This is a genomic window from Streptomyces sp. NPDC042002 (assembly GCF_055588305.1).
In genome coordinates this window covers 314,332-331,919 of sequence record NZ_JBVJCT010000005.1, presented here as the reverse complement: position 1 = coordinate 331,919, position 17,588 = coordinate 314,332, and the positions used below count along the sequence as shown (strand labels likewise).

Sequence of the window (17,588 nt, the reverse complement as noted above, 5' to 3'; positions counted from 1 at the left end):
TGAGGAAGACGCCATGCGCGCGCAGTTCGTTCTGTCGGAGATCGGTGTCGGTCTCCGCCGCAACCTGACCATGACCTTCGCGGTCGTCGTCTCGGTCGCCCTCTCGCTCGCCCTGTTCGGCGGCTCGCTCCTCATGAGCGACCAGGTGAACACCATGAAGGGCTACTGGTACGACAAGGTCAACGTCTCGATCTTCCTCTGCAACAAGAGCGACGCCGAGTCCGACCCGCACTGCGCCAAGGGCGCGGTGACCAGTGACCAGAAGAAGCAGATCGTCGCCGACCTGGGCAAGATGTCCACGGTCGTCCAGAAGGTCACCTACGAGTCCTCGGACCAGGCGTACAAGCACTACAAGGAGCAGTTCGGCGACTCCCCGCTGGCCAGCTCCCTCACGCCGGACCAGATGCAGGAGTCGTACCGGATCAAGCTGAAGGACCCGGAGAAGTACCAGGTCATCGCGACCGCCTTCGACGGCCGTGACGGCGTGCAGTCCGTGCAGGACCAGAAGGGCATCCTGGACAACCTGTTCGGGCTCCTGAACGGCATGAACTGGGCCGCGCGCGCGGTGATGGCGATGATGCTCGTCGTCGCGCTGATGCTGATCGTCAACACCGTCCGCGTATCGGCGTTCAGCCGGCGACGCGAGACGGGCATCATGCGGCTCGTCGGCGCCTCCGGCTTCTACATCCAGGCGCCGTTCATCGCGGAGGCCTCGGTCGCCGGACTCATCGGCGGCGGTGTCGCCTGCGGCTTCCTGCTGATCGCCCGGTACTTCATCATCGACCACGGGCTGGACCTGTCCCACAAGCTGAACCTGATCAACTTCATCGGCTGGGACGCCGTGTTGACCAAGCTCCCGCTCATCCTCGCGACGAGCCTGCTGATGCCCGCAGTGGCCGCGTTCTTCGCGTTGCGCAAGTACCTGAAGGTGTGACGCATACCAAGAGGGCCGTACCGTCAACCGGCGGTGCGGCCCTTCGCGTTGTCCTAGACTCACCGGCATGTCAGGCCGTGACCTGTTCTGCGAGCCCCGCCGCATCCGCCGCGGGGCGGCCCTGACATTGGTGTTCGCGAGTGTCCTCGTCGCCGGTGCGGCGACCGGATCGTTCTCCGACCCCGTCCGGAAGACCCCGGCCAGGACGCCCGGTTCGGCGGCGGCACGCCACCACGACGAGGTCGCCGAGGCCGCCGCCGAGGCGATGGCCGACGGCAAGTCCCCCATGGAGGCCGCCGAACGCGCCGTCAGCCGCAGCGGAGACCGCTGGGGCGCCGTCTACTCCCAGGGCGAGTACGAGGAGTTCGAGGAAGCCCTCGACGGCCAGTACACCGGCGTCGGCCTGTGGGCCCGCCGTGAGCGCGACGGAAGCATCGAGGTCACCCGCGTCAGCGCCGGCTCGCCCGCCGCCGCCGCGGGCATCCACAAGGGCGACCGGCTGCGCACCGTCGACGGCGCGAAGGTGGACGGCAGGCCGGTCACCGAGGTCGTCTCGTTACTGCGCGGTGACGCGGACGACGCGAGTGCCGGCACGAAGGTCTCCCTCGGCCTGGAGCGCGGCACGCAGTCGTGGAGCCGGACCCTGCGCCGCGCCAGGCTCTCCACGGACTCCGTGACCGTCAGCAGGCTTCCCGGCGGTGTCACCCTGATCAAGGTCGACGCCTTCACCAAGGGTGTGGGCGACGCCGTACGGGCAGCCGTCGGCCGGGCGCCGGGCCGGGCCGGGATCGTCCTCGACCTGCGCGGCAACTCCGGCGGTCTGGTCACCGAGGCCGTCACCACCGCCTCCGTCTTCCTCGACGGCGGCCTCGTCGCCACGTACGACGTGAACGGCGCGCAGCGCGCCCTGCACGCGGACTCCGGCGGCGACACCACCAGACCCCTGGTCACGCTCGTCGACGGCGGCACGATGAGCGCGGCCGAGCTGCTCACCGGGGCCCTCCAGGACCGCGGGCGCGCGGTCGTCGTGGGGTCGAGGACCTTCGGCAAGGGCTCGGTCCAGATGCCGAGCCGGCTGCCCGACGGCTCCGTCGCCGAGCTGACCGTCGGGCACTACCGGACCCCCGCGGGGCGTTCCGTCGACGGCCGGGGCATCACCCCGGACCTGGAGGCCGACACAGAGTCGCTGAAGCGCGCCGAGACCGTGCTGAGCGGCCTCGGGGACCCTTCCTGAGCGCCGGACCGCGACTCCGGTAATCGGCTTTCCCCCGAGCCCCCCTGTAGTGCGAAAATGGCCAGCACTATGAGCAAGGGAATGTACGTACCGAAGGAGTCCCAGCCCAAGCAGGGCGGCCAGGGCTCCGGCAAGGCCAAGGACGGCAAGCGCAAGATCGTCGCGCAGAACAAGAAGGCGCGGCACGACTACGCGATCGTCGACACCTACGAGGCCGGGCTCGTCCTGACCGGCACCGAGGTGAAGTCGCTCCGCCAGGGGCGCGCCTCGCTGACCGACGGCTTCGTCCAGATCGACGGGAACGAGGCGTGGCTGCACAACGCCCACATCCCGGAGTACAGCCAGGGCACCTGGACGAACCACACCGTGCGCCGCAAGCGCAAGCTCCTCCTGCACCGCGAGGAGATCGACAAGCTGGAGGCGAAGACCCAGGAGACGGGTCACACGATCGTGCCGCTCGCCCTGTACTTCAAGGACGGCCGGGCGAAGGCGGAGATCGCGCTCGCCCGCGGCAAGAAGGAGTACGACAAGCGGCAGACCCTGCGCGAGAAGCAGGACCGGCGCGAGTCGGACCGCGCGATCGCGACGGCCAAGCGGAAGCAGCGCGGCGAGTAACGCGCCGAGCGGCCGGCCGGGCGGAGCGGGTCCGCTGGAATAGGCTGGCACCGTCGTGCGTCGGTCGCGTACGATGGCACTTGCACCTCACAGCGGGTGCGGGGTTCCTCCTCGGAGGGGCCGAGCTTTGAAAAATCAACATGGGGATGATCGGTTTCGACAGCGGATGTTGAAGCAGGGGAAGCGTGTCGAGGAAGCGGCAATGATCTCGTAAACCATATGTCGCAAAAAATAATCGCCAATTCCAAGAGCGATTCCCAGTCCTTCGCCCTCGCTGCCTAATAAGCAGTGAGTGAGGGACCCTTAATGGGTGTCAGCCCGGGAGTGTTCCCGACCCGGATCCTGGCATAATCTAGGGGACTAAACCAGCGGGCCCGGTCACGGGGTTCGCTGGGAAATCAAACAGTGACTGAGCCCGTCGGCGACTTGTTCGCGTGATTGCCGGGGCTGAGAAAATCACAGCGAACTGCGCACGGAGAAGCCCTGATTTTGCACCGTTGGACGCGGGTTCGATTCCCGCCATCTCCACTCATCCCATGTTTTGATTGAATATCGTGACGAAGGCCCCGCTGCTCCGGCAGCGGGGCCTTCGTCGTGTTCCCGTGCCCCGTCTCCTCAGGAAGTCAGCGTGCGCGGCGCCGTACTCGCGCGTTCCGTCAGCCGGGGAGTCAGTAGAGTCGCCTCCGCGACCGGTGTGCCCGCCAGTTTCCGCATCAGCAACTCCACCGCCCGCGCGCCCACTTCCGCCGACGGGATGGCGATGGAGGTGACCGGGACGCGCAGGCTTCCGGCGAGTTCGTCCGGGCAGATGGCGGTGACCGACAGGTCGGCCGGGACCCGCAGGCCGAGTTGTTCGAAGGCGTCGATCAGCGGCTCCAGGACCGGTTCGTTGTGGACCACGACCCCGGTCAACGCGGGCTGTTCCCGCAGCAGTTGCTCGGCGATCCGGCGGGCGGCGGCGGGCGTGGCCTCGCAGGGGTGGACGGACGAGGCGAGGCCGCTGCGGTCGGCGGCGGCCGTGAACCCCTGTACCACCCGTTGCGCGAACGCCGTGCCCCGCACATACACCTCCGGCGGTGACCCGACCAGCGCGACGACCCGGTGCCCGAGTCCCGCGAGCCGCTCCACGCACAGCTCACCGGCCGCCTTGAAGTCCAGGTCGATGCAGGTGAGCCCGTCGGCGGCGGCCGGGAAGCCGATGAGCACCGACGGCCGGTCCAGCGCGCGCAGCAACGTCAGCCGGGGATCGTGGAGTTGGACGTCCATCACGATCAGCGCGTCCACCAGCGCGGTGTCCGCGACCCGGCGCAGCCCGTCCTCGCCCTCCTCCTGGGTGAGCAGCAGGACGTCGTGGTCGTGCAGTCGGGCCGCCGTCACCACCGACACCGCGAACTGCATCACCACCGGCACATGGATGCCCGCCCGCAGCGGGACGACCAGCGCGAGGACGTTCGACCGGCTGCTGGCCAGTGCCCTGGCCCCGGCGTGCGGGCGGTAGCCGAGCCGGCGGATGCTCTCGGCGACACGCTGCCGGGTCTCCTCGGAGATCGGCCGCTTGCCGCTCAGCGCGTACGAGACGGTGCTGGGGGAGACCCCGGCGTGCCGTGCCACATCGGTGATCTTGACCATCACTCGGACTCCAGGTCCAGGGAGAGGAAGCCCGTCCCGGCACGGGCCCGTACCTCGCGCCCGCCCGCGGCCAGCCCCCAGGGCGCGGAGGGATCGGCGCAGGACGCGCGCAGGGTGGCCCCCTCGCGTACGACGGTGAAGGTCACGCCACCGACCGGCACCGTCACCCGGGCGCCCCGCTTCAGGCCGTACGCGCGCAGGGTGACCCCGTCGGCGTGGTCGTAGTCGGGGCGGTCGTCCACCGCGCCCACCGGGATCACCGCGCCCGGCCGCACGAGCAGCGGCACGCTTCTGAAGCCGTGCCGCTCGCGCACCCAGCGCGGTCCGGTCACCGGCGGCCCGCCGAGGTAGGGGGTCCAGGTGCCCCCGGGCACGTAGTACGAGACGTCCCCCTCGTCGCTGAAGACGGGCGCGACCAGCAGATCCGGGCCGAGCATGTACTGCCGTTCCAGATGCGCGCACCCCGGATCGTCCGGGAACTCCAGGACCATCGCCCGCATCATCGGCACCCCCTCCGCGTGGGCGGTGCGGGCGGCCTCGTAGAGATACGGCATGAGGCCGAGCTTCAGCCGGGTGAACAGCCGCAGGACGTCCACGGCCTCCTCGTCGAACAGCCAGGGCACGCGGTACGAGGACGAGCCGTGCAGCCTGCTGTGCGAGGACAGCAGCCCGAAGGCGATCCACCGCTTGAACAGCGCGGGCGTCGGTGTGCCCTCGAAGCCGCCGATGTCATGGCTCCAGAACCCGAACCCCGACAGGCCGAGGCTGAGCCCGCCGCGCAGCGACTCGGCCATCGACGCGTAGGTCGCCTCGCAGTCGCCGCCCCAGTGCACCGGGAACTGCTGGCTGCCCGTGGTCGCCGAGCGGGCGAAGACGACGGCCTCGTGCTCCCCCCGGTGTTTGCGGAGCACATCGAAGACGGTCTGGTTGTAGAGGTACGTGTAGTAGTTGTGCATCCGCTCCGGGTCGGCGCCGTCGGCGTACGCCACGTCCACCGGGACCCGCTCGCCGAAGTCGGTCTTGAAGCAGTCGACGCCCTGTTCGAGCAGCGCCTCCAGCTTCGCCGCGTACCAGTCCCGGGCGTCCGCGCTGGTGAAGTCGACCAGCGCCATGCCCGGCTGCCACAGGTCCCACTGCCAGACGCTTCCGTCGGGCCGCCTGAGCAGATGCCCGAGGGCCCGCCCCTCGGCGAACAGCGGTGAGCGCTGCGCGATGTACGGGTTGATCCAGACGCAGATCCGCAGCCCTTTGTCCTTCAGCCGCGCCAGCATCCCCTCGGGATCGGGGAACACCCGTGGATCCCACCGGAAGTCGCACCAGTTGAACTCGCGCATCCAGAAGCAGTCGAAGTGGAAGACGGACAGCGGGAGTTCACGGTCCCGCATGCCGTCGATGAAGGAGGTGACGGTGTCCTCGTCGTAGGAGGTGGTGAAGGACGTCGACAGCCACAGGCCGAAGGACCACGCGGGCGGCAGGGCCGGACGCCCGGTGAGCGCCGTGTAGGTGCGCAGGATGTCCTTCGGGGTGGGGCCGTGGATGACGTAGTACGTCAACTGCTGGGTCTCGGCGCTGAACTGGACCCGGGAGACCGCCTCCGAGCCGACCTCGAAGGAGACCCGGCCCGGGTGGTCGACGAAGACGCCGTAGCCCGCGTCCGTCAGGTAGAACGGCACGTTCTTGTAGGCCTGTTCGGTGGCCGTTCCGCCGTCCGCGTTCCACATGTCCACGACCTGGCCGTTCTTGACGAGCGGCCCGAACCGCTCGCCGAGGCCGAAGACCTGCGTGCCGACGCCGAGGTCGAGCTGCTCGCGCAGATAGTGGGCGCCGTCCGCGTCCCGCATGATGCCCATGCCCTTGGGGCCGCTGCTGGTGAGGACGCGGCCGTGCGCGAGGAAGTCGATGTGCCAGGGGGTGGTGCGGGAGAACCGGGCGGACAGCGCGCCGGCGGTGATGGTCGCGTGGCCGTCGTCGTACTCCACGAGCGGTGCGAACTCGGTTCCGCGCACCTCGAACCGGGGCCCCCGCGGCTCCTCGCCCTGGAAGTGGGTGAACGTGACGCCGATGACACCGGGCATCGGCGCGTGGGCGCTGATCGTCACGACCGGTCCCTTCAGCAGGTCGCCGCGGTGCCGGATGGGCTGCGTCGGCGCGTGGATCTCCAGGCCGCCGGCGCCCGAGGTCACGTCGAGGACCTCGACCGGATGGGCCGCGGTGACACCCTCGCGCAGCAGCCAGTAGCCGTCCGTGAACTTCACTTTCGTACCCCCTACTTGACTGCGCCGACGGCGATACCGCGGGTCAGGGTCCGCTGGAAGACGAGGAAGAAGACGATGGCGGGCAGGACGCCCAGCAGGGCGGCCGCGTTCGTCATCGTGGCGTCCATCAGGCGCTGGCCCTGGAGGACACCGAGGGCCACCGACACCGTCTGGTTGTCGTTGGAGATCAGCATGACCAGCGGCAGCAGGAACTCGTTCCACGTCCAGATGAAGAAGAAGACGAGGAGCACGCCGATCGTGGGGCGGCTGACCGGGACGACGATCCGCCACAGCACCTGCCACTGGTTCGCGCCGTCGATCCGCGCGGCCTCGATGATCTCGCGCGGGAACCGTCCGAGGACGGAGGACAGGAGGTAGGTGCCGAAGGACGCCTGGATCACCGTGAAGACGATGATCACGCTGAGCCTGGTGTCGTAGAGGCCGGCCTGCTTGCTCAGGTAGTAGACCGGGTAGACCAGGGCCTCCTGCGGCAGCGTGTTCGCGAGGACGAAGAAGGCGAGCACCCAGGTGCGGCCCCTGATGCGGCCGATGCCGATCGCGTACGCGTTCAGGACCGACAGGACGGCCGCGCCGACCGCCACCGAGCCGGAGATCAGCACCGAGTTGAGGAGCTTCCGCCCGAAGTCGACGCGCTGCCAGAAGTCCTCGATACCGTCGAGGTAGAGGCCGTGCGGGAGGCTGAGGGGTCCGTGCGCGGAGTACTCGGCGGGCGACTTGACCGCGTTGACCGCGACGACGGCGAAGGGCAGCACCATGAACAGCGCGCCGATGACGAGGGCCGCCAGAACCGGGTAGCGACGGAGGGCTGTCATACGCGGACCCCTTCCTCGGCGTCCTCGGCGCGCGTCTGGAACCTCAGCCCGATCAGCGCCAGGGCCAGGATGATCACGGTCAGGACGGTGGAGATCGCGGCGCCGTAGCCGACCTGCGTCTTCTCGAAGAAGGTCGTGAACGAGAAGTACGACGGCACGTCGGTGGCGCCGCCCGGACCGCCCTTCGTCAGGACGTACACCGCCCCGAACACCTTCAGCGCGGCGATCGTGCACCACAGGAGGACCACCGAGATCTCCGGGCGGATCTGCGGCAGCGTGATGTGCCAGAACCGCCGCCACCAGCCCGCTCCGTCCAGCTCGGCGGCCTCGTAGAGCTGCGGGTCCACGCGTTGCAGCCCCGCCATGAAGACGACGAGCGGGAAACCGATCTGCACCCACACCATCACGCCCATGACGCTGTAGAGCGCGAGATCGGGGTCGCCCAGCCAGTCCTGCTGCCAGGAACCGAGGCCGACGGCCTTGAGCAGTTCGTTGAGCGAGCCGTTGTCGGGCGCGAGGATCCAGCTCCACACGATGCCGGCGACGGCGATCGGCAGGACCTGGGGAAGGTAGAAGCAGGCGCGGAGCACGGCCGCCGTCCGCGTCCCGAAGTGCTTGGCGACGAAGTCGAACAGGGCGGCGGCGAGGACGAGTCCGACGGCGGTCGGTACGGCCGCCATCGCGACGACCATGAACAGGCTGTGCCGGAAGGACGCCCAGAACTCGGAATCGTCCATCAGCGCGCGGTAGTTGGCGAGCCCCGACCAGGTGGGACTGCCGACCCCCTGCCAGTCCGTGAAGCTCACACCGGTGTTCATCAGGAAGGGCACGACCACGACCACGAGGAAGGCGGCGAACCCGGGCAGCAGGAACAGGGCGTAGGAGGTGCGGGGACGGCGCGGGCGCGTCGTGGCGACGTGGTGGCCGCGGGCGGTCCGGCCGCCCCGCTCGACGGTGACCGTCATGTCTTCGGTACGCCCTGGTCGTACGCCTTCTGCAGCGCGGACAGGTAGGCGTCCGGTTTCTCGCTCCCGGTGATCAGTTTCTGGGTCTCCGAGACGAGGACGTCGTAGAAGCCGGCGACGGGCCAGTCCGGGTAGAAGGCGAGCCCGTCCTTCCCGGAGAGGGTGTTGAAGTCGCCGATCAGGGTCTTGGCCTGGGGGTCGGTGATGGCGGCGGGGTCGGCGGCCACCGGGACGCCGCCCTTGTTGCCCAGCAGGTTCTGGATCTTCTTCGACAGGGTGATGTCGATGAAGTCGTAGGCGAGGTCCTTGTTCTTCGCGCCCTTGGGGACGACCCAGATGTTGCCGCCCGAGCCGAGGGTGAGGTTGCTGTCGGGCCACAGGAAGGTGCCCCAGTCGAACTTGTTCTCCGTCTTGAAGCGGCCGTACCACCAGCTGCCGGAGAACAGGATCGGGCTCTTGCCCTGGATGAACGAGACGCCCGCGTCCTCGGCCTTGAGCCCGCTGGACTTCTTGCCGATGTAGCCCTTCCTCACCCAGTCGGCGAAGGTGGTCGCGGCGTACGTCCAGGCCGCGTCGTGGAAGTCCGCCTTGCCCTTGTACAGCTCGTACGTGTCGACCCAGGAGCGGTCGGCCTTGGACAGGGCCAGCTGGTAGAGGTACTGCTGGGCCATGTACTCGGCGCCCGCGTCGGCGAGCGGGGTGATGCCCTTCGCGACGAACTTGTCCATGGCGGAGGTGAGTTCCGCCAGCGTGGTGGGCTGGGCGATGCCGTACTTCTTGAAGAGGTCCTTGTTGTAGAACACCATCGTGTACTCGGCGTAGTCGGGCACGCCGTACCACTTGCCGGAGCCCATGACCCCGCCCGTGTCGTACTGGCTGATGGTCCGCACCCCGCCGCTGATCTTCTTGTCCCAGCCGCGCTCGGTCGCTTCGGCCGTGAGATCGGTGAGGAGGCCCTGCTTGGACAGGAGTCCGGCGGTCGCGTTGCCCTTGTTGTACTCCATGATGTCCGGGGCGTCGTTCGAGTTGAGGACCATGGGCGCCGTCTTCTGGATCTGCTCGAAGCCCTTCTCCTCGAACTTCACCTTCACGCCCGGGTGTTGCGCTTCGAATTCCTTGATGGCCTCCTTCCAGGCCACCCCCATCGCGCTGTCCGGCCCTTCGTAGTGCCACAGCTTCAGTGTCTTGCCATCGGAGGAACCGCTGTCCGAGCCGCCGCAGGACGTCGCCAGCAGGGCGCCCGCCAAGGCCACCGCCACTGCCGCCGTCACACGCCTTCGTGTCGTCAACATCCACTGCCTCCAGAGGAGTTGGATGGGTATCGGGCCGTCACGCACCACTCGTCGAATCGTTTCGACGCATGACGTCGAAGCGCTTCGACGGGGGAAGGTAGGTGGAGGCCGTGAGCACGTCAATGGGCTGAGCCGGAATTGGGGCAGGGGTTCGACGGGCCGGACGGCGGGGGCTCCGTGGGTCGGCGCTGGGGTGTCTGCCGGGTCAGCGCTGGGGTGTCTGCCGGATCGGACTACGGGGTGTCTGCCGGGCCGGACTACGGGGTGTTCGCCGGGTGGATCTCAAGGCGGTGCTCCTGACGCCGTACCGCGCCCGTCCTCGCGCCCAGCGCGGCTATGGCGAACGCGGCCGTCGCCGCCGCGACCGGCACCGTGTACCCCGCGGCCGGCGACACGTGCTCCACCACCCATCCGCCGGCCGCCGAGCCGCCGGCGATCCCGCCCAGCAGGCCGGTCACCGCGAGGGTCATGCCCTCGTTCAACCGGCCCTCGGGCGTGCGCCGCTGGACCAGCGTCATACCGGTGACCATGGTCGGAGCGGTCGCCATGCCGGCCACGAGCAGCGCACCCGCGAGAACCGGGAGCGAGCCGGTGAGCCGGACGGCGAGCAGGGGCAGCGTCAGCAGAACCGCCATGGCGCCGACGCACAGCACATACCGCCGTACGGGAAGCGAGGAGCCGGAGGAGGGGGCGCTCCCCGCGACGGCTCCGTAGAGCAGCCCCGCCACGCACGATCCCGCCGCCTGCAGGGCGAGTACCGCGCCCGCGGCGGACCTGTGTCCCCGCTGGTCGGCGAACGCGATCGTCACCACCTCCATCGCGCCGAACACCGCGCCGGTGGCGAGGAAGGAGAGGAGCAGCGGAGGCATCCCGGGCGCGAGCACGGGCGACGCCGACGTCACGGCCGGCTGGGGCGGCGGCTGCGTCGAACGCTGTGCGGTGAAGAGCAGCACGCCCGTCATCAGCAGCGCGCACCCCACGAGCATGCCCGCCTCCGGGGAAACCGTCCCGCACAGAAGGGCCGCGAGCACCGGGCCCAGCATGAAGCACAGCTCGTCCACGGCCTGCTCGAAGGAGTTCGCGGTGTGCAGCGACGCCGCGTCACCCTTGAGCAGGTGGGCCCAGCGCGCGCGGGACATCCCGCCCGTGTTGGGGGTCGTGGCGGTGGCGGCGTACGCGGCGAAGAGGGCCCAGTCGGGCGCGCCGAAGCGCACGCACAGCACCAGCCCGATCCCGCCGAGCAGCGCGAAGGCCGTGGCGGGCACGGCCACCCGGGCCTGCCCGTGCCGGTCGACGAGCCGCGCGGTCCAGGGAGCGACCACCGCCGTCGCGGCGAGACCCGTCGCCGTGACGGCGCCGGCGAGCGCGTACGAGCCCCGCGAACTCGCGATCATGATGACCGCGCTCACGCTGAACATGCCCATGGGCAGCCGTGCGACGAGGTTGCCGAGGGTGAAGGCACGGGTGCCGGGAAGCGCGAACAGACGGCGGTACGGGGCGAACGGCGACATGGGTGAACCGTCGCCCGGCGCCCCGGAAGCGGTCCAACACTTACTCCGTCGCGATTGACGCACCTGGGTTGTAGGTTCACGTGATGCCTGGTCAACGCCCCTTTCCCGGTCATCTGGACCCCCGTCTGCTGCGCGCGTTCCTCGCCGTCGCAGAGGAGCTGCACTTCACCCGTGCCGCCGCCCGGCTGTATGTCGCCCAGCAGTCCCTGAGCCGGGACATCCGCCGGCTTGAGCGGGAGCTGGGGACGGAACTGTTCGTACGGACGACCCGGCAGGTGACGCCGACGGTGGACGCCGAGCGGCTGCTGCCGTACGCGCGCCGGATGCTGGATGCGCACGACGCCCTGCTGGACGCCTTCGCGGGGCGCGGCGGCGAGGAGAGACCGCTGCTCGTCGATGTCAATTCCCCCGGCCTGGTGTCCAGTCGCATCCTCGACCGGGCCCGCGACCTGGCCCCCGACAGTGAACTGATGGCCCGTTACGAGAGCGGGCTCACCGGTGCGGCGGCGGACCTGCTCGCCGGCCGCCTCGACGCCTCGTTCGGCCGGTTCGCCGGACTCGACCCGGCCGTCCGGGCCCGGCTGGAGCAGCGGATCGTGCGCTACGAGCCCCTGGCCGTCGTCCTGCCCGACGACCATCACCTCGCCGCGCTGGACGCGGTGCCGCTGGCCGCGCTCGCGGGCGAGACCGTGTACGCGGGAGCGGGAAACCCACGGACGCTGGAGTGGACCGACCTGGCGCGTCACCTGTTCGAGGGACGAGGTATCCAACTCGCGTCACCCGCACCGGTGGCCGTCGGAGCCGAGGAATTCCGGCGGGTCATGGCGAAGAGGCGGAATCCCGTCCTTGCCGTAGTGGAGTTTCCGGCCATGCCCGGGACGGTGTCGAGGCCTCTGACGGACCCCGTTCCCCTGTCGCCCGTGTCACTCGTGTGGCGCATGGGGCTTGTTCATCCGGGGATCGATGCGCTCAAGCGAGCTGCTGCCGAACTCGCGAGCGAAGAAAAATGGCTCCTGAGCCCCCAGGAAGGATGGATTCCAGCCACCGATGCCCTCGTTTTCATGAGAGGTGCATGAGACGTACCCACACGAGTCCCACCCGTGCGCTACATTCCTCGTCCGGGCGCGGTGTGATATTGGGGGGCGATCGGACCGGGTGGGGGCTCGGTCCGGACGACATAGAGAGTATTTGCCCGGAGTCGTCGCGCACCCGTGAGCAGTCCCGTGGGGGGATGCACGTGCGCGTAGAGAACTGGCGGAAAGACGCCCAACCGGCTGGACGCGATGTCGGTCAGCGGGACGGGCGCCTCGTCGATCCGTCACCTGGGCGAGACGCCGAGGAGCCGATCGACGGACCAGGGCCCAGCAGAACGGTTTCGTGGCCGAATATGGGAGTTGGCATCAGTCCTGAGCGTGGGGAACGCGCCGAGCGAGCAGCCGGCGGACGTCCCGAGCGAACCCCGGAGCCGGAGACCGAACTGCTCGTCGGTCGCGCCGCGGAGACCGACGTGTTCCCTGGCCGTGGATCCGACACCTTCTCCGGCCTTTGGCCCGAGGCGAGTTCACCGTCCGAGCGTGAGACCGGCGCGTGGTTCAGCGCCGCGCCCTCGGCGAAGGCCGCGGCGCCTGTCGCCCGTACGACGGAGACCGCTCGCATGACGGAGACCGCCCGTACGAAGGAGGCCGCCCGTACGAAGGAGACGCGGCCCTACTTCAGCGACGGTCCGGAGACCGAGCTGCTCACCGGGTCCACGCCGGACCTCGATCCTTCGCTGTCCCCTTCGTGGGAGCACACGGTCAGACCGGCGAACGGCCACGACCCGCACGGAGACACCGTCCAGCTCGACAGCGCGGGCCCTCGCCTGGAGGACTGGCTGGTCCGGCAGGCCAAGGACGCCCCGGAGGCCTCCGACGGCCCCGTCTTCGTCGACGAGTCCGGCCGCCGCAGCCGCCGCTTCCGCCGTCTCGGCATGCTCGTCGCCGTGGCCTGCGCGGTCTACGCCGTCGTGATCGTCGCCACGCTCCTGTCGGGCAACTCGAACGCACCCTGGCTCCTGGTGCCGGGCCAGGAGGAGGACCAGCCCGCCGGCCGGGTCGACACCTCGCCGTTGCCCACGCAGTCGGTGAACCCGCCGAGCACGGGCGGTGCCACCGCGCCCGGCGCCGTGGCGACGGCCGGTGGCGTCACGACGCCCTCACCCGGCTCGACCCCCACACCCGGCGCCTCGGCCAAGACCAGTGCCCCGAGCGCGTCGAGCGACCCCAAGCCCAGCACATCGGCGACCAGGAAGGCGCCCCCGGGCGTCACCACCAAGGACCCGGACCCCGACCCCAAGCCGTCCTCCTCGGCGGACAGTCAGCCCACGGTCTCCGCCACGGCGACCCCCTCCAGCACGCCCACTCCGACGGAGTCCACGGGCCCCGGGGGTTCCACCGGAGCGGGGGCCGGCACCCCATGAGCCGCCTTCTCCGGCGGACACCCGCCGGGCAGAACCACGGGGAGTCCAGGCAGCCGAGCCTCCTCGGTCCCCCGTACTCCCTCTCCCACTCGTCCCCGGAGAACCTCCTCTGATGTCCCGCACCAGCCGTCACGGTCCTGCGCCCAGCGCGCCGGGGCGTGACCCGAGCACCACCCCGCGGCAGGACCGCAACGCCAGGCGCCGCCGTCTGCCCATGCGCTTCCTGCTGCCCACGACCATCCTGCTCGCCCTGATGGCGATGCTGATGCTGCGCGGTTACGTGCACAGCGAGATCCTCGCCGACCACCGCATCCAGCCCGAGGCGGCCACCGACAAGGTGCCGGAGAAGATCCTCGACGGCGGCCCGGTCATCGACACCCGCAGCGGCCGTACGACCAGCCTGAGCGTCCCCGACCACCGTCTCGTCCTCACCTTCGACGACGGCCCGGACCCCAAGTGGACCCCCAAGGTCCTGGACGTCCTCAAGGCGCACCACGCCCACGCGGTCTTCTTCGTCACCGGCACCATGGCCTCGCGCTACCCGGACCTCGTCGCGCGCATGGTGCGGGAGGGCAACGAGGTCGGCGTGCACACCTTCAACCACCCCGACCTGTCGTACCAGTCCAAGAGCCGTATCGACTGGGAGCTGTCGCAGAGCCAGCTGGCGCTGGAGGGCGCGGCGGGCATCCGCACCTCGCTCTTCCGTCCCCCTTACTCCTCGTTCGCCGACGCCATGGACAACAAGTCCTGGCCGGTGACGCAGTACGTCGGCACCCGCGGCTACATCACCGTCGTCAACAACACCGACAGTGAGGACTGGCAGAAGCCGGGCGTCGACGAGATCATCCGCCGGGCCACGCCCAAGGGCGGCAAGGGCGCCATCGTCCTGATGCACGACTCGGGCGGCGACCGCCACCAGACCGTGCAGGCGCTGGACAAGTTCGTGCCCGAACTCCAGAAGCAGGGCTACGACTTCGAGAACCTCACCGAGGCGCTCGACGCGCCGAGCGCGCAGACCCCGGTGACGGGCCTCGACCTGTGGAAGGGCAAGGCCTGGATCTTCCTGGTCCAGGCCGCGGAGAGGATCACCGACGTCCTGATCGTCTGCATCGCGATCATCGGCGTGCTGGTCTTCACCCGCTTCGGCATGATGCTCCTGCTCTCCGCCGCACACGCCCGCCGGGTCCGCCGCAAGGGCTTCCGCTGGGGCCCGGCACCGGTCACCGAACCGGTGTCGGTGCTGGTCCCGGCGTACAACGAGGCCAAGTGCATCGAGAGCACCGTGAACTCCCTCATGGCGAGCGAGCACCCCATCGAGATCATCGTCATCGACGACGGATCGAGCGACGGCACCGCGCGCATCGTCGAGGACCTGCACCTGCCGAACGTCCGCGTCGTGCGCCAGCTCAACGCCGGCAAGCCCGCCGCCCTCAACAGGGGCCTGGCGAACGCCAGTCACGACATCATCGTGATGATGGACGGCGACACCGTCTTCGAACCGGCGACCGTCCGCGAACTCGTCCAGCCCTTCGCCGACCCGCAGGTCGGGGCGGTCGCGGGCAACGCCAAGGTCGGCAACCGCGACTCCCTCATCGGCGCCTGGCAGCACATCGAGTACGTGATGGGCTTCAACCTCGACCGCCGCATGTACGACATCCTGCGCTGCATGCCGACCATCCCGGGCGCGGTGGGAGCCTTCCGCCGCTCGGCCCTGGAGCGCGTCGGCGGCATGAGCGACGACACGCTCGCCGAGGACACCGACATCACGATGGCCCTCCACCGCGACGGCTGGCGTGTCGTCTACGCCGAGAAGGCGCGGGCCTGGACCGAGGCCCCGGAGTCCGTCCAGCAACTCTGGTCCCAGCGCTACCGCTGGTCGTACGGCACCATGCAGGCGATCTGGAAGCACCGCGGGGCTCTGCTCGAACGCGGTCCGTCGGGCCGATTCGGCCGGGTCGGCCTGCCTCTCGTGTCCCTCTTCATGGTCCTTGCCCCGCTCCTCGCGCCCCTGATCGACGTCTTCCTCCTGTACGGCGTCGTCTTCGGCCCGACCCAGAAGACGATCATCGCCTGGCTCGGTGTCCTCGCCATCCAGGCGGTGTGCGCGGCGTACGCGTTCCGCCTGGACAAGGAACGCATGACCCATCTGATCTCGCTCCCCCTCCAGCAGATCCTGTACCGGCAGTTGATGTACGTGGTCCTGCTGCAGTCCTGGATCACCGCCCTCACCGGCGGCCGGCTGCGCTGGCAGAAGCTGCGCCGCACGGGAGTCGTGGGGGCGCCGGGATCGGTCCCGCAGCCGCGGGCGTCACACAGCGGGAACGAACGGAGGCCGGTCGGATGACCACGCACGAGTACCCGGTGGGGGCGACTCCGCCGACTCCGCCGCTGGGCACCCCGAAGGTGGCGGTCCCGCATCCGCGTCCGTACCCGGGAGCACCGGCGGACGACTGGCTGCGCCCACGGCCGGAGGCCGTTCCTGACGCGGCGCCGCACCCGGATCCGACCCCGGCACGGCAGACGGCACCGGAGACGGCACCCGCGTCGGATCCCGCGCGGCAGTCCGCTCCGCGCCGCCCGGGCCGTGACCGTTACCTCGACCTGCTCCGCTCCATAGCCCTGGTCCGCGTGGTCGTGTACCACCTGTTCGGCTGGGCCTGGCTGACGGTCCTCTTCCCCTCCATGGGCGTGATGTTCGCGCTGGCGGGCTCCCTGATGGCGCGTTCGCTGAGCCGGCCGCCGCTGAGCGTGATCCGGGGACGCCTGAGGCGTCTGCTGCCCCCGCTCTGGGCCTTCGGCGTGGTGGCGCTGACCATGATGTTCGTGGGTGGCTGGAACCCCGCGAAGGACCCGGACCTCGGCGGTACTTGGGGCCCGATCGAACTGCTCGACTACATCGTCCCGATCGGCGCCCCTCCGTACCCCGCGCACCTCGGCTCCGAGTCGGGCCTGCTGGAGAGCGACTGGGCGGTCCAGGGCGCGGGCGTGCTCTGGTACCTGCGCGCGTACCTGTGGTTCGTGGTCGCGTCCCCGCTCCTGCTGTGGGCGTTCCGCCGTGTTCCGTGGGCGACCCTGCTGGCTCCCCTCGCCCTGACGGCGGTGGTCGGCACCGGGCTGGTCACCATCCCCGGCGAAACGGGCAACGCCATCACCGACTTCGCCGTCTACGGCGGCTGCTGGGTCCTGGGCTTCGCCCACCACGAGGGAATGCTCGCGAAGGTCCCGCGCTACATCGCCATCTCGTGCTCGACCCTGATGATGGCCTTCGCCCTGTGGTGGGCCTCGGGTCATCTGGGCCCCGACGGCTGGGACTTGAACGACATCCCGCTCGCCGACGCGATGTGGTCCTTCGGTTTCGTGGTGATCCTGCTCCAGTACAGCCCGTCCTGGCAGCAGTTGCCGGGCCGCCTCGCCAAGTGGGACAAGCTGATCACGCTGTCCAACAACCGCGCGGTCACGATCTACCTCTGGCACAACATGCTCATCATGGCCACGGTCCCGATCCTCGACCAGGCCTACAACCTCCCCTTCATGCAGAGCGACCGCGCGGTGTCGGCCCTCGACGCCACGTACATGCTGTGGATGTTCGTCCTGGTGTGGCCCCTGATCGGCCTGACCATCCTGGCCTTCGGCTGGATCGAGGACATCGCCGCGAAGCGAAGCCCCCGCCTCTGGCCGAACGGCGCCGGCGGCCGCAAGTCCAACGGCCGTGCGGCGCGGGGGCGTCGGGGGAAGGCCTGAGCGAACGCTGAGTGAGGGGGCGCTCTCCGGATTGGGGCGCCCCCGGTCTGAGGCCTCGCGGCGGCCCACCCAACCCAGGCGCCGCGCCCCACCCCGCGCTGTCACTTTCACGCTCACGGTC

Annotated in this window: 13 protein-coding genes and 1 other RNA gene; 8 read left to right on the top strand and 6 right to left on the bottom strand. The window is 69.7% G+C overall.

The annotated features are described in order from the left end of the window. Positions 1-13: 13 nt before the first annotated feature. The 4 genes from ftsX (at position 14) to ssrA (ending at position 3,314) form a co-directional block, all read left to right on the top strand. Positions 14-934 (top strand): permease-like cell division protein FtsX, encoded by a 921-nt coding sequence (gene ftsX / locus ACZ6KY_RS11415; RefSeq protein WP_389068256.1) that lies wholly within the window; start codon positions 14-16, stop codon positions 932-934. 67 nt (positions 935-1,001) lie between these two features. After that, positions 1,002-2,168: a S41 family peptidase gene (locus tag ACZ6KY_RS11410; RefSeq protein WP_469310080.1), complete on the top strand. Its 1,167-nt coding sequence runs from the start codon at positions 1,002-1,004 to the stop codon at positions 2,166-2,168. Positions 2,169-2,249: 81 nt separating this feature from the next. Next, positions 2,250-2,783 (top strand): SsrA-binding protein SmpB, encoded by a 534-nt coding sequence (gene smpB / locus ACZ6KY_RS11405; protein ID WP_469310136.1) that lies wholly within the window; start codon positions 2,250-2,252, stop codon positions 2,781-2,783. 142 nt (positions 2,784-2,925) lie between these two features. Then, positions 2,926-3,314, top strand: a transfer-messenger RNA (tmRNA) gene (gene ssrA / locus ACZ6KY_RS11400). A gap of 84 nt (positions 3,315-3,398) precedes the next feature. Here ssrA and ACZ6KY_RS11395 read toward each other — a convergent pair. From ACZ6KY_RS11395 to ACZ6KY_RS11370, 6 genes are all read right to left on the bottom strand, one after another. After that, positions 3,399-4,412 carry a LacI family DNA-binding transcriptional regulator gene (locus ACZ6KY_RS11395; protein WP_469310079.1) on the bottom strand — a complete coding sequence of 338 codons (1,014 nt, stop codon included), beginning with the start codon at positions 4,410-4,412 and terminating at the stop codon, positions 3,399-3,401. After that, on the bottom strand, positions 4,412-6,667 hold the full coding sequence (yicI, locus tag ACZ6KY_RS11390; protein ID WP_469310078.1) for an alpha-xylosidase: 2,256 nt from the start codon (positions 6,665-6,667) through the stop codon (positions 4,412-4,414). Before yicI ends, ACZ6KY_RS11395 begins: the two co-directional genes overlap by 1 nt. 11 nt (positions 6,668-6,678) lie before the next feature. Continuing rightward, entirely contained in the window at positions 6,679-7,500 is an 822-nt protein-coding gene (locus ACZ6KY_RS11385; RefSeq protein WP_469310077.1) for a carbohydrate ABC transporter permease, read from the bottom strand. Continuing rightward, a complete protein-coding gene (locus ACZ6KY_RS11380) occupies positions 7,497-8,465 on the bottom strand; it encodes a carbohydrate ABC transporter permease (protein ID WP_469310076.1) in 969 nt (322 codons plus the stop codon). The genes ACZ6KY_RS11385 and ACZ6KY_RS11380 overlap by 4 nt, the downstream gene beginning before the upstream one ends. After that, positions 8,462-9,757 carry an ABC transporter substrate-binding protein gene (locus ACZ6KY_RS11375; protein ID WP_469310075.1) on the bottom strand — a complete coding sequence of 432 codons (1,296 nt, stop codon included), beginning with the start codon at positions 9,755-9,757 and terminating at the stop codon, positions 8,462-8,464. The genes ACZ6KY_RS11380 and ACZ6KY_RS11375 overlap by 4 nt, the downstream gene beginning before the upstream one ends. Positions 9,758-10,014: 257 nt before the next feature. After that, on the bottom strand, positions 10,015-11,268 hold the full coding sequence (locus ACZ6KY_RS11370) for an MFS transporter (protein WP_469310074.1): 1,254 nt from the start codon (positions 11,266-11,268) through the stop codon (positions 10,015-10,017). A gap of 83 nt (positions 11,269-11,351) precedes the next feature. Between ACZ6KY_RS11370 and ACZ6KY_RS11365 the strand changes: the two genes are divergently transcribed. The 4 genes from ACZ6KY_RS11365 to ACZ6KY_RS11350 all read left to right on the top strand — a co-directional run bounded on the left by ACZ6KY_RS11365 (position 11,352) and on the right by ACZ6KY_RS11350 (position 17,467). Then, positions 11,352-12,344 carry a LysR family transcriptional regulator gene (locus ACZ6KY_RS11365; protein ID WP_469310073.1) on the top strand — a complete coding sequence of 331 codons (993 nt, stop codon included), beginning with the start codon at positions 11,352-11,354 and terminating at the stop codon, positions 12,342-12,344. 431 nt (positions 12,345-12,775) lie between these two features. After that, positions 12,776-13,726, top strand: coding sequence for a hypothetical protein (locus ACZ6KY_RS11360; RefSeq protein ID WP_469310135.1), 951 nt, complete (start codon positions 12,776-12,778; stop codon positions 13,724-13,726). A gap of 109 nt (positions 13,727-13,835) precedes the next feature. Continuing rightward, a complete protein-coding gene (locus ACZ6KY_RS11355; RefSeq protein ID WP_469310134.1) occupies positions 13,836-16,070 on the top strand; it encodes a glycosyltransferase in 2,235 nt (744 codons plus the stop codon). Next, a complete protein-coding gene (locus tag ACZ6KY_RS11350; protein ID WP_469310072.1) occupies positions 16,067-17,467 on the top strand; it encodes an acyltransferase family protein in 1,401 nt (466 codons plus the stop codon). The genes ACZ6KY_RS11355 and ACZ6KY_RS11350 overlap by 4 nt, the downstream gene beginning before the upstream one ends. Positions 17,468-17,588: the final 121 nt, after the last annotated feature.

Coding starts and splice junctions, on each gene's coding strand:
- ftsX (WP_389068256.1), top strand. CDS start 14: ATGCGCGCGCAGTTCGTTCTGTCGGAGATCGGTGTCGGTCTCCGCCGC.
- ACZ6KY_RS11410 (WP_469310080.1), top strand. CDS start 1,002: ATGTCAGGCCGTGACCTGTTCTGCGAGCCCCGCCGCATCCGCCGCGGG.
- smpB (WP_469310136.1), top strand. CDS start 2,250: ATGTACGTACCGAAGGAGTCCCAGCCCAAGCAGGGCGGCCAGGGCTCC.
- ACZ6KY_RS11395 (WP_469310079.1), bottom strand. CDS start 4,412: ATGGTCAAGATCACCGATGTGGCACGGCACGCCGGGGTCTCCCCCAGC.
- ACZ6KY_RS11385 (WP_469310077.1), bottom strand. CDS start 7,500: ATGACAGCCCTCCGTCGCTACCCGGTTCTGGCGGCCCTCGTCATCGGC.
- ACZ6KY_RS11380 (WP_469310076.1), bottom strand. CDS start 8,465: ATGACGGTCACCGTCGAGCGGGGCGGCCGGACCGCCCGCGGCCACCAC.
- ACZ6KY_RS11375 (WP_469310075.1), bottom strand. CDS start 9,757: ATGTTGACGACACGAAGGCGTGTGACGGCGGCAGTGGCGGTGGCCTTG.
- ACZ6KY_RS11370 (WP_469310074.1), bottom strand. CDS start 11,268: ATGTCGCCGTTCGCCCCGTACCGCCGTCTGTTCGCGCTTCCCGGCACC.
- ACZ6KY_RS11365 (WP_469310073.1), top strand. CDS start 11,352: ATGCCTGGTCAACGCCCCTTTCCCGGTCATCTGGACCCCCGTCTGCTG.
- ACZ6KY_RS11350 (WP_469310072.1), top strand. CDS start 16,067: ATGACCACGCACGAGTACCCGGTGGGGGCGACTCCGCCGACTCCGCCG.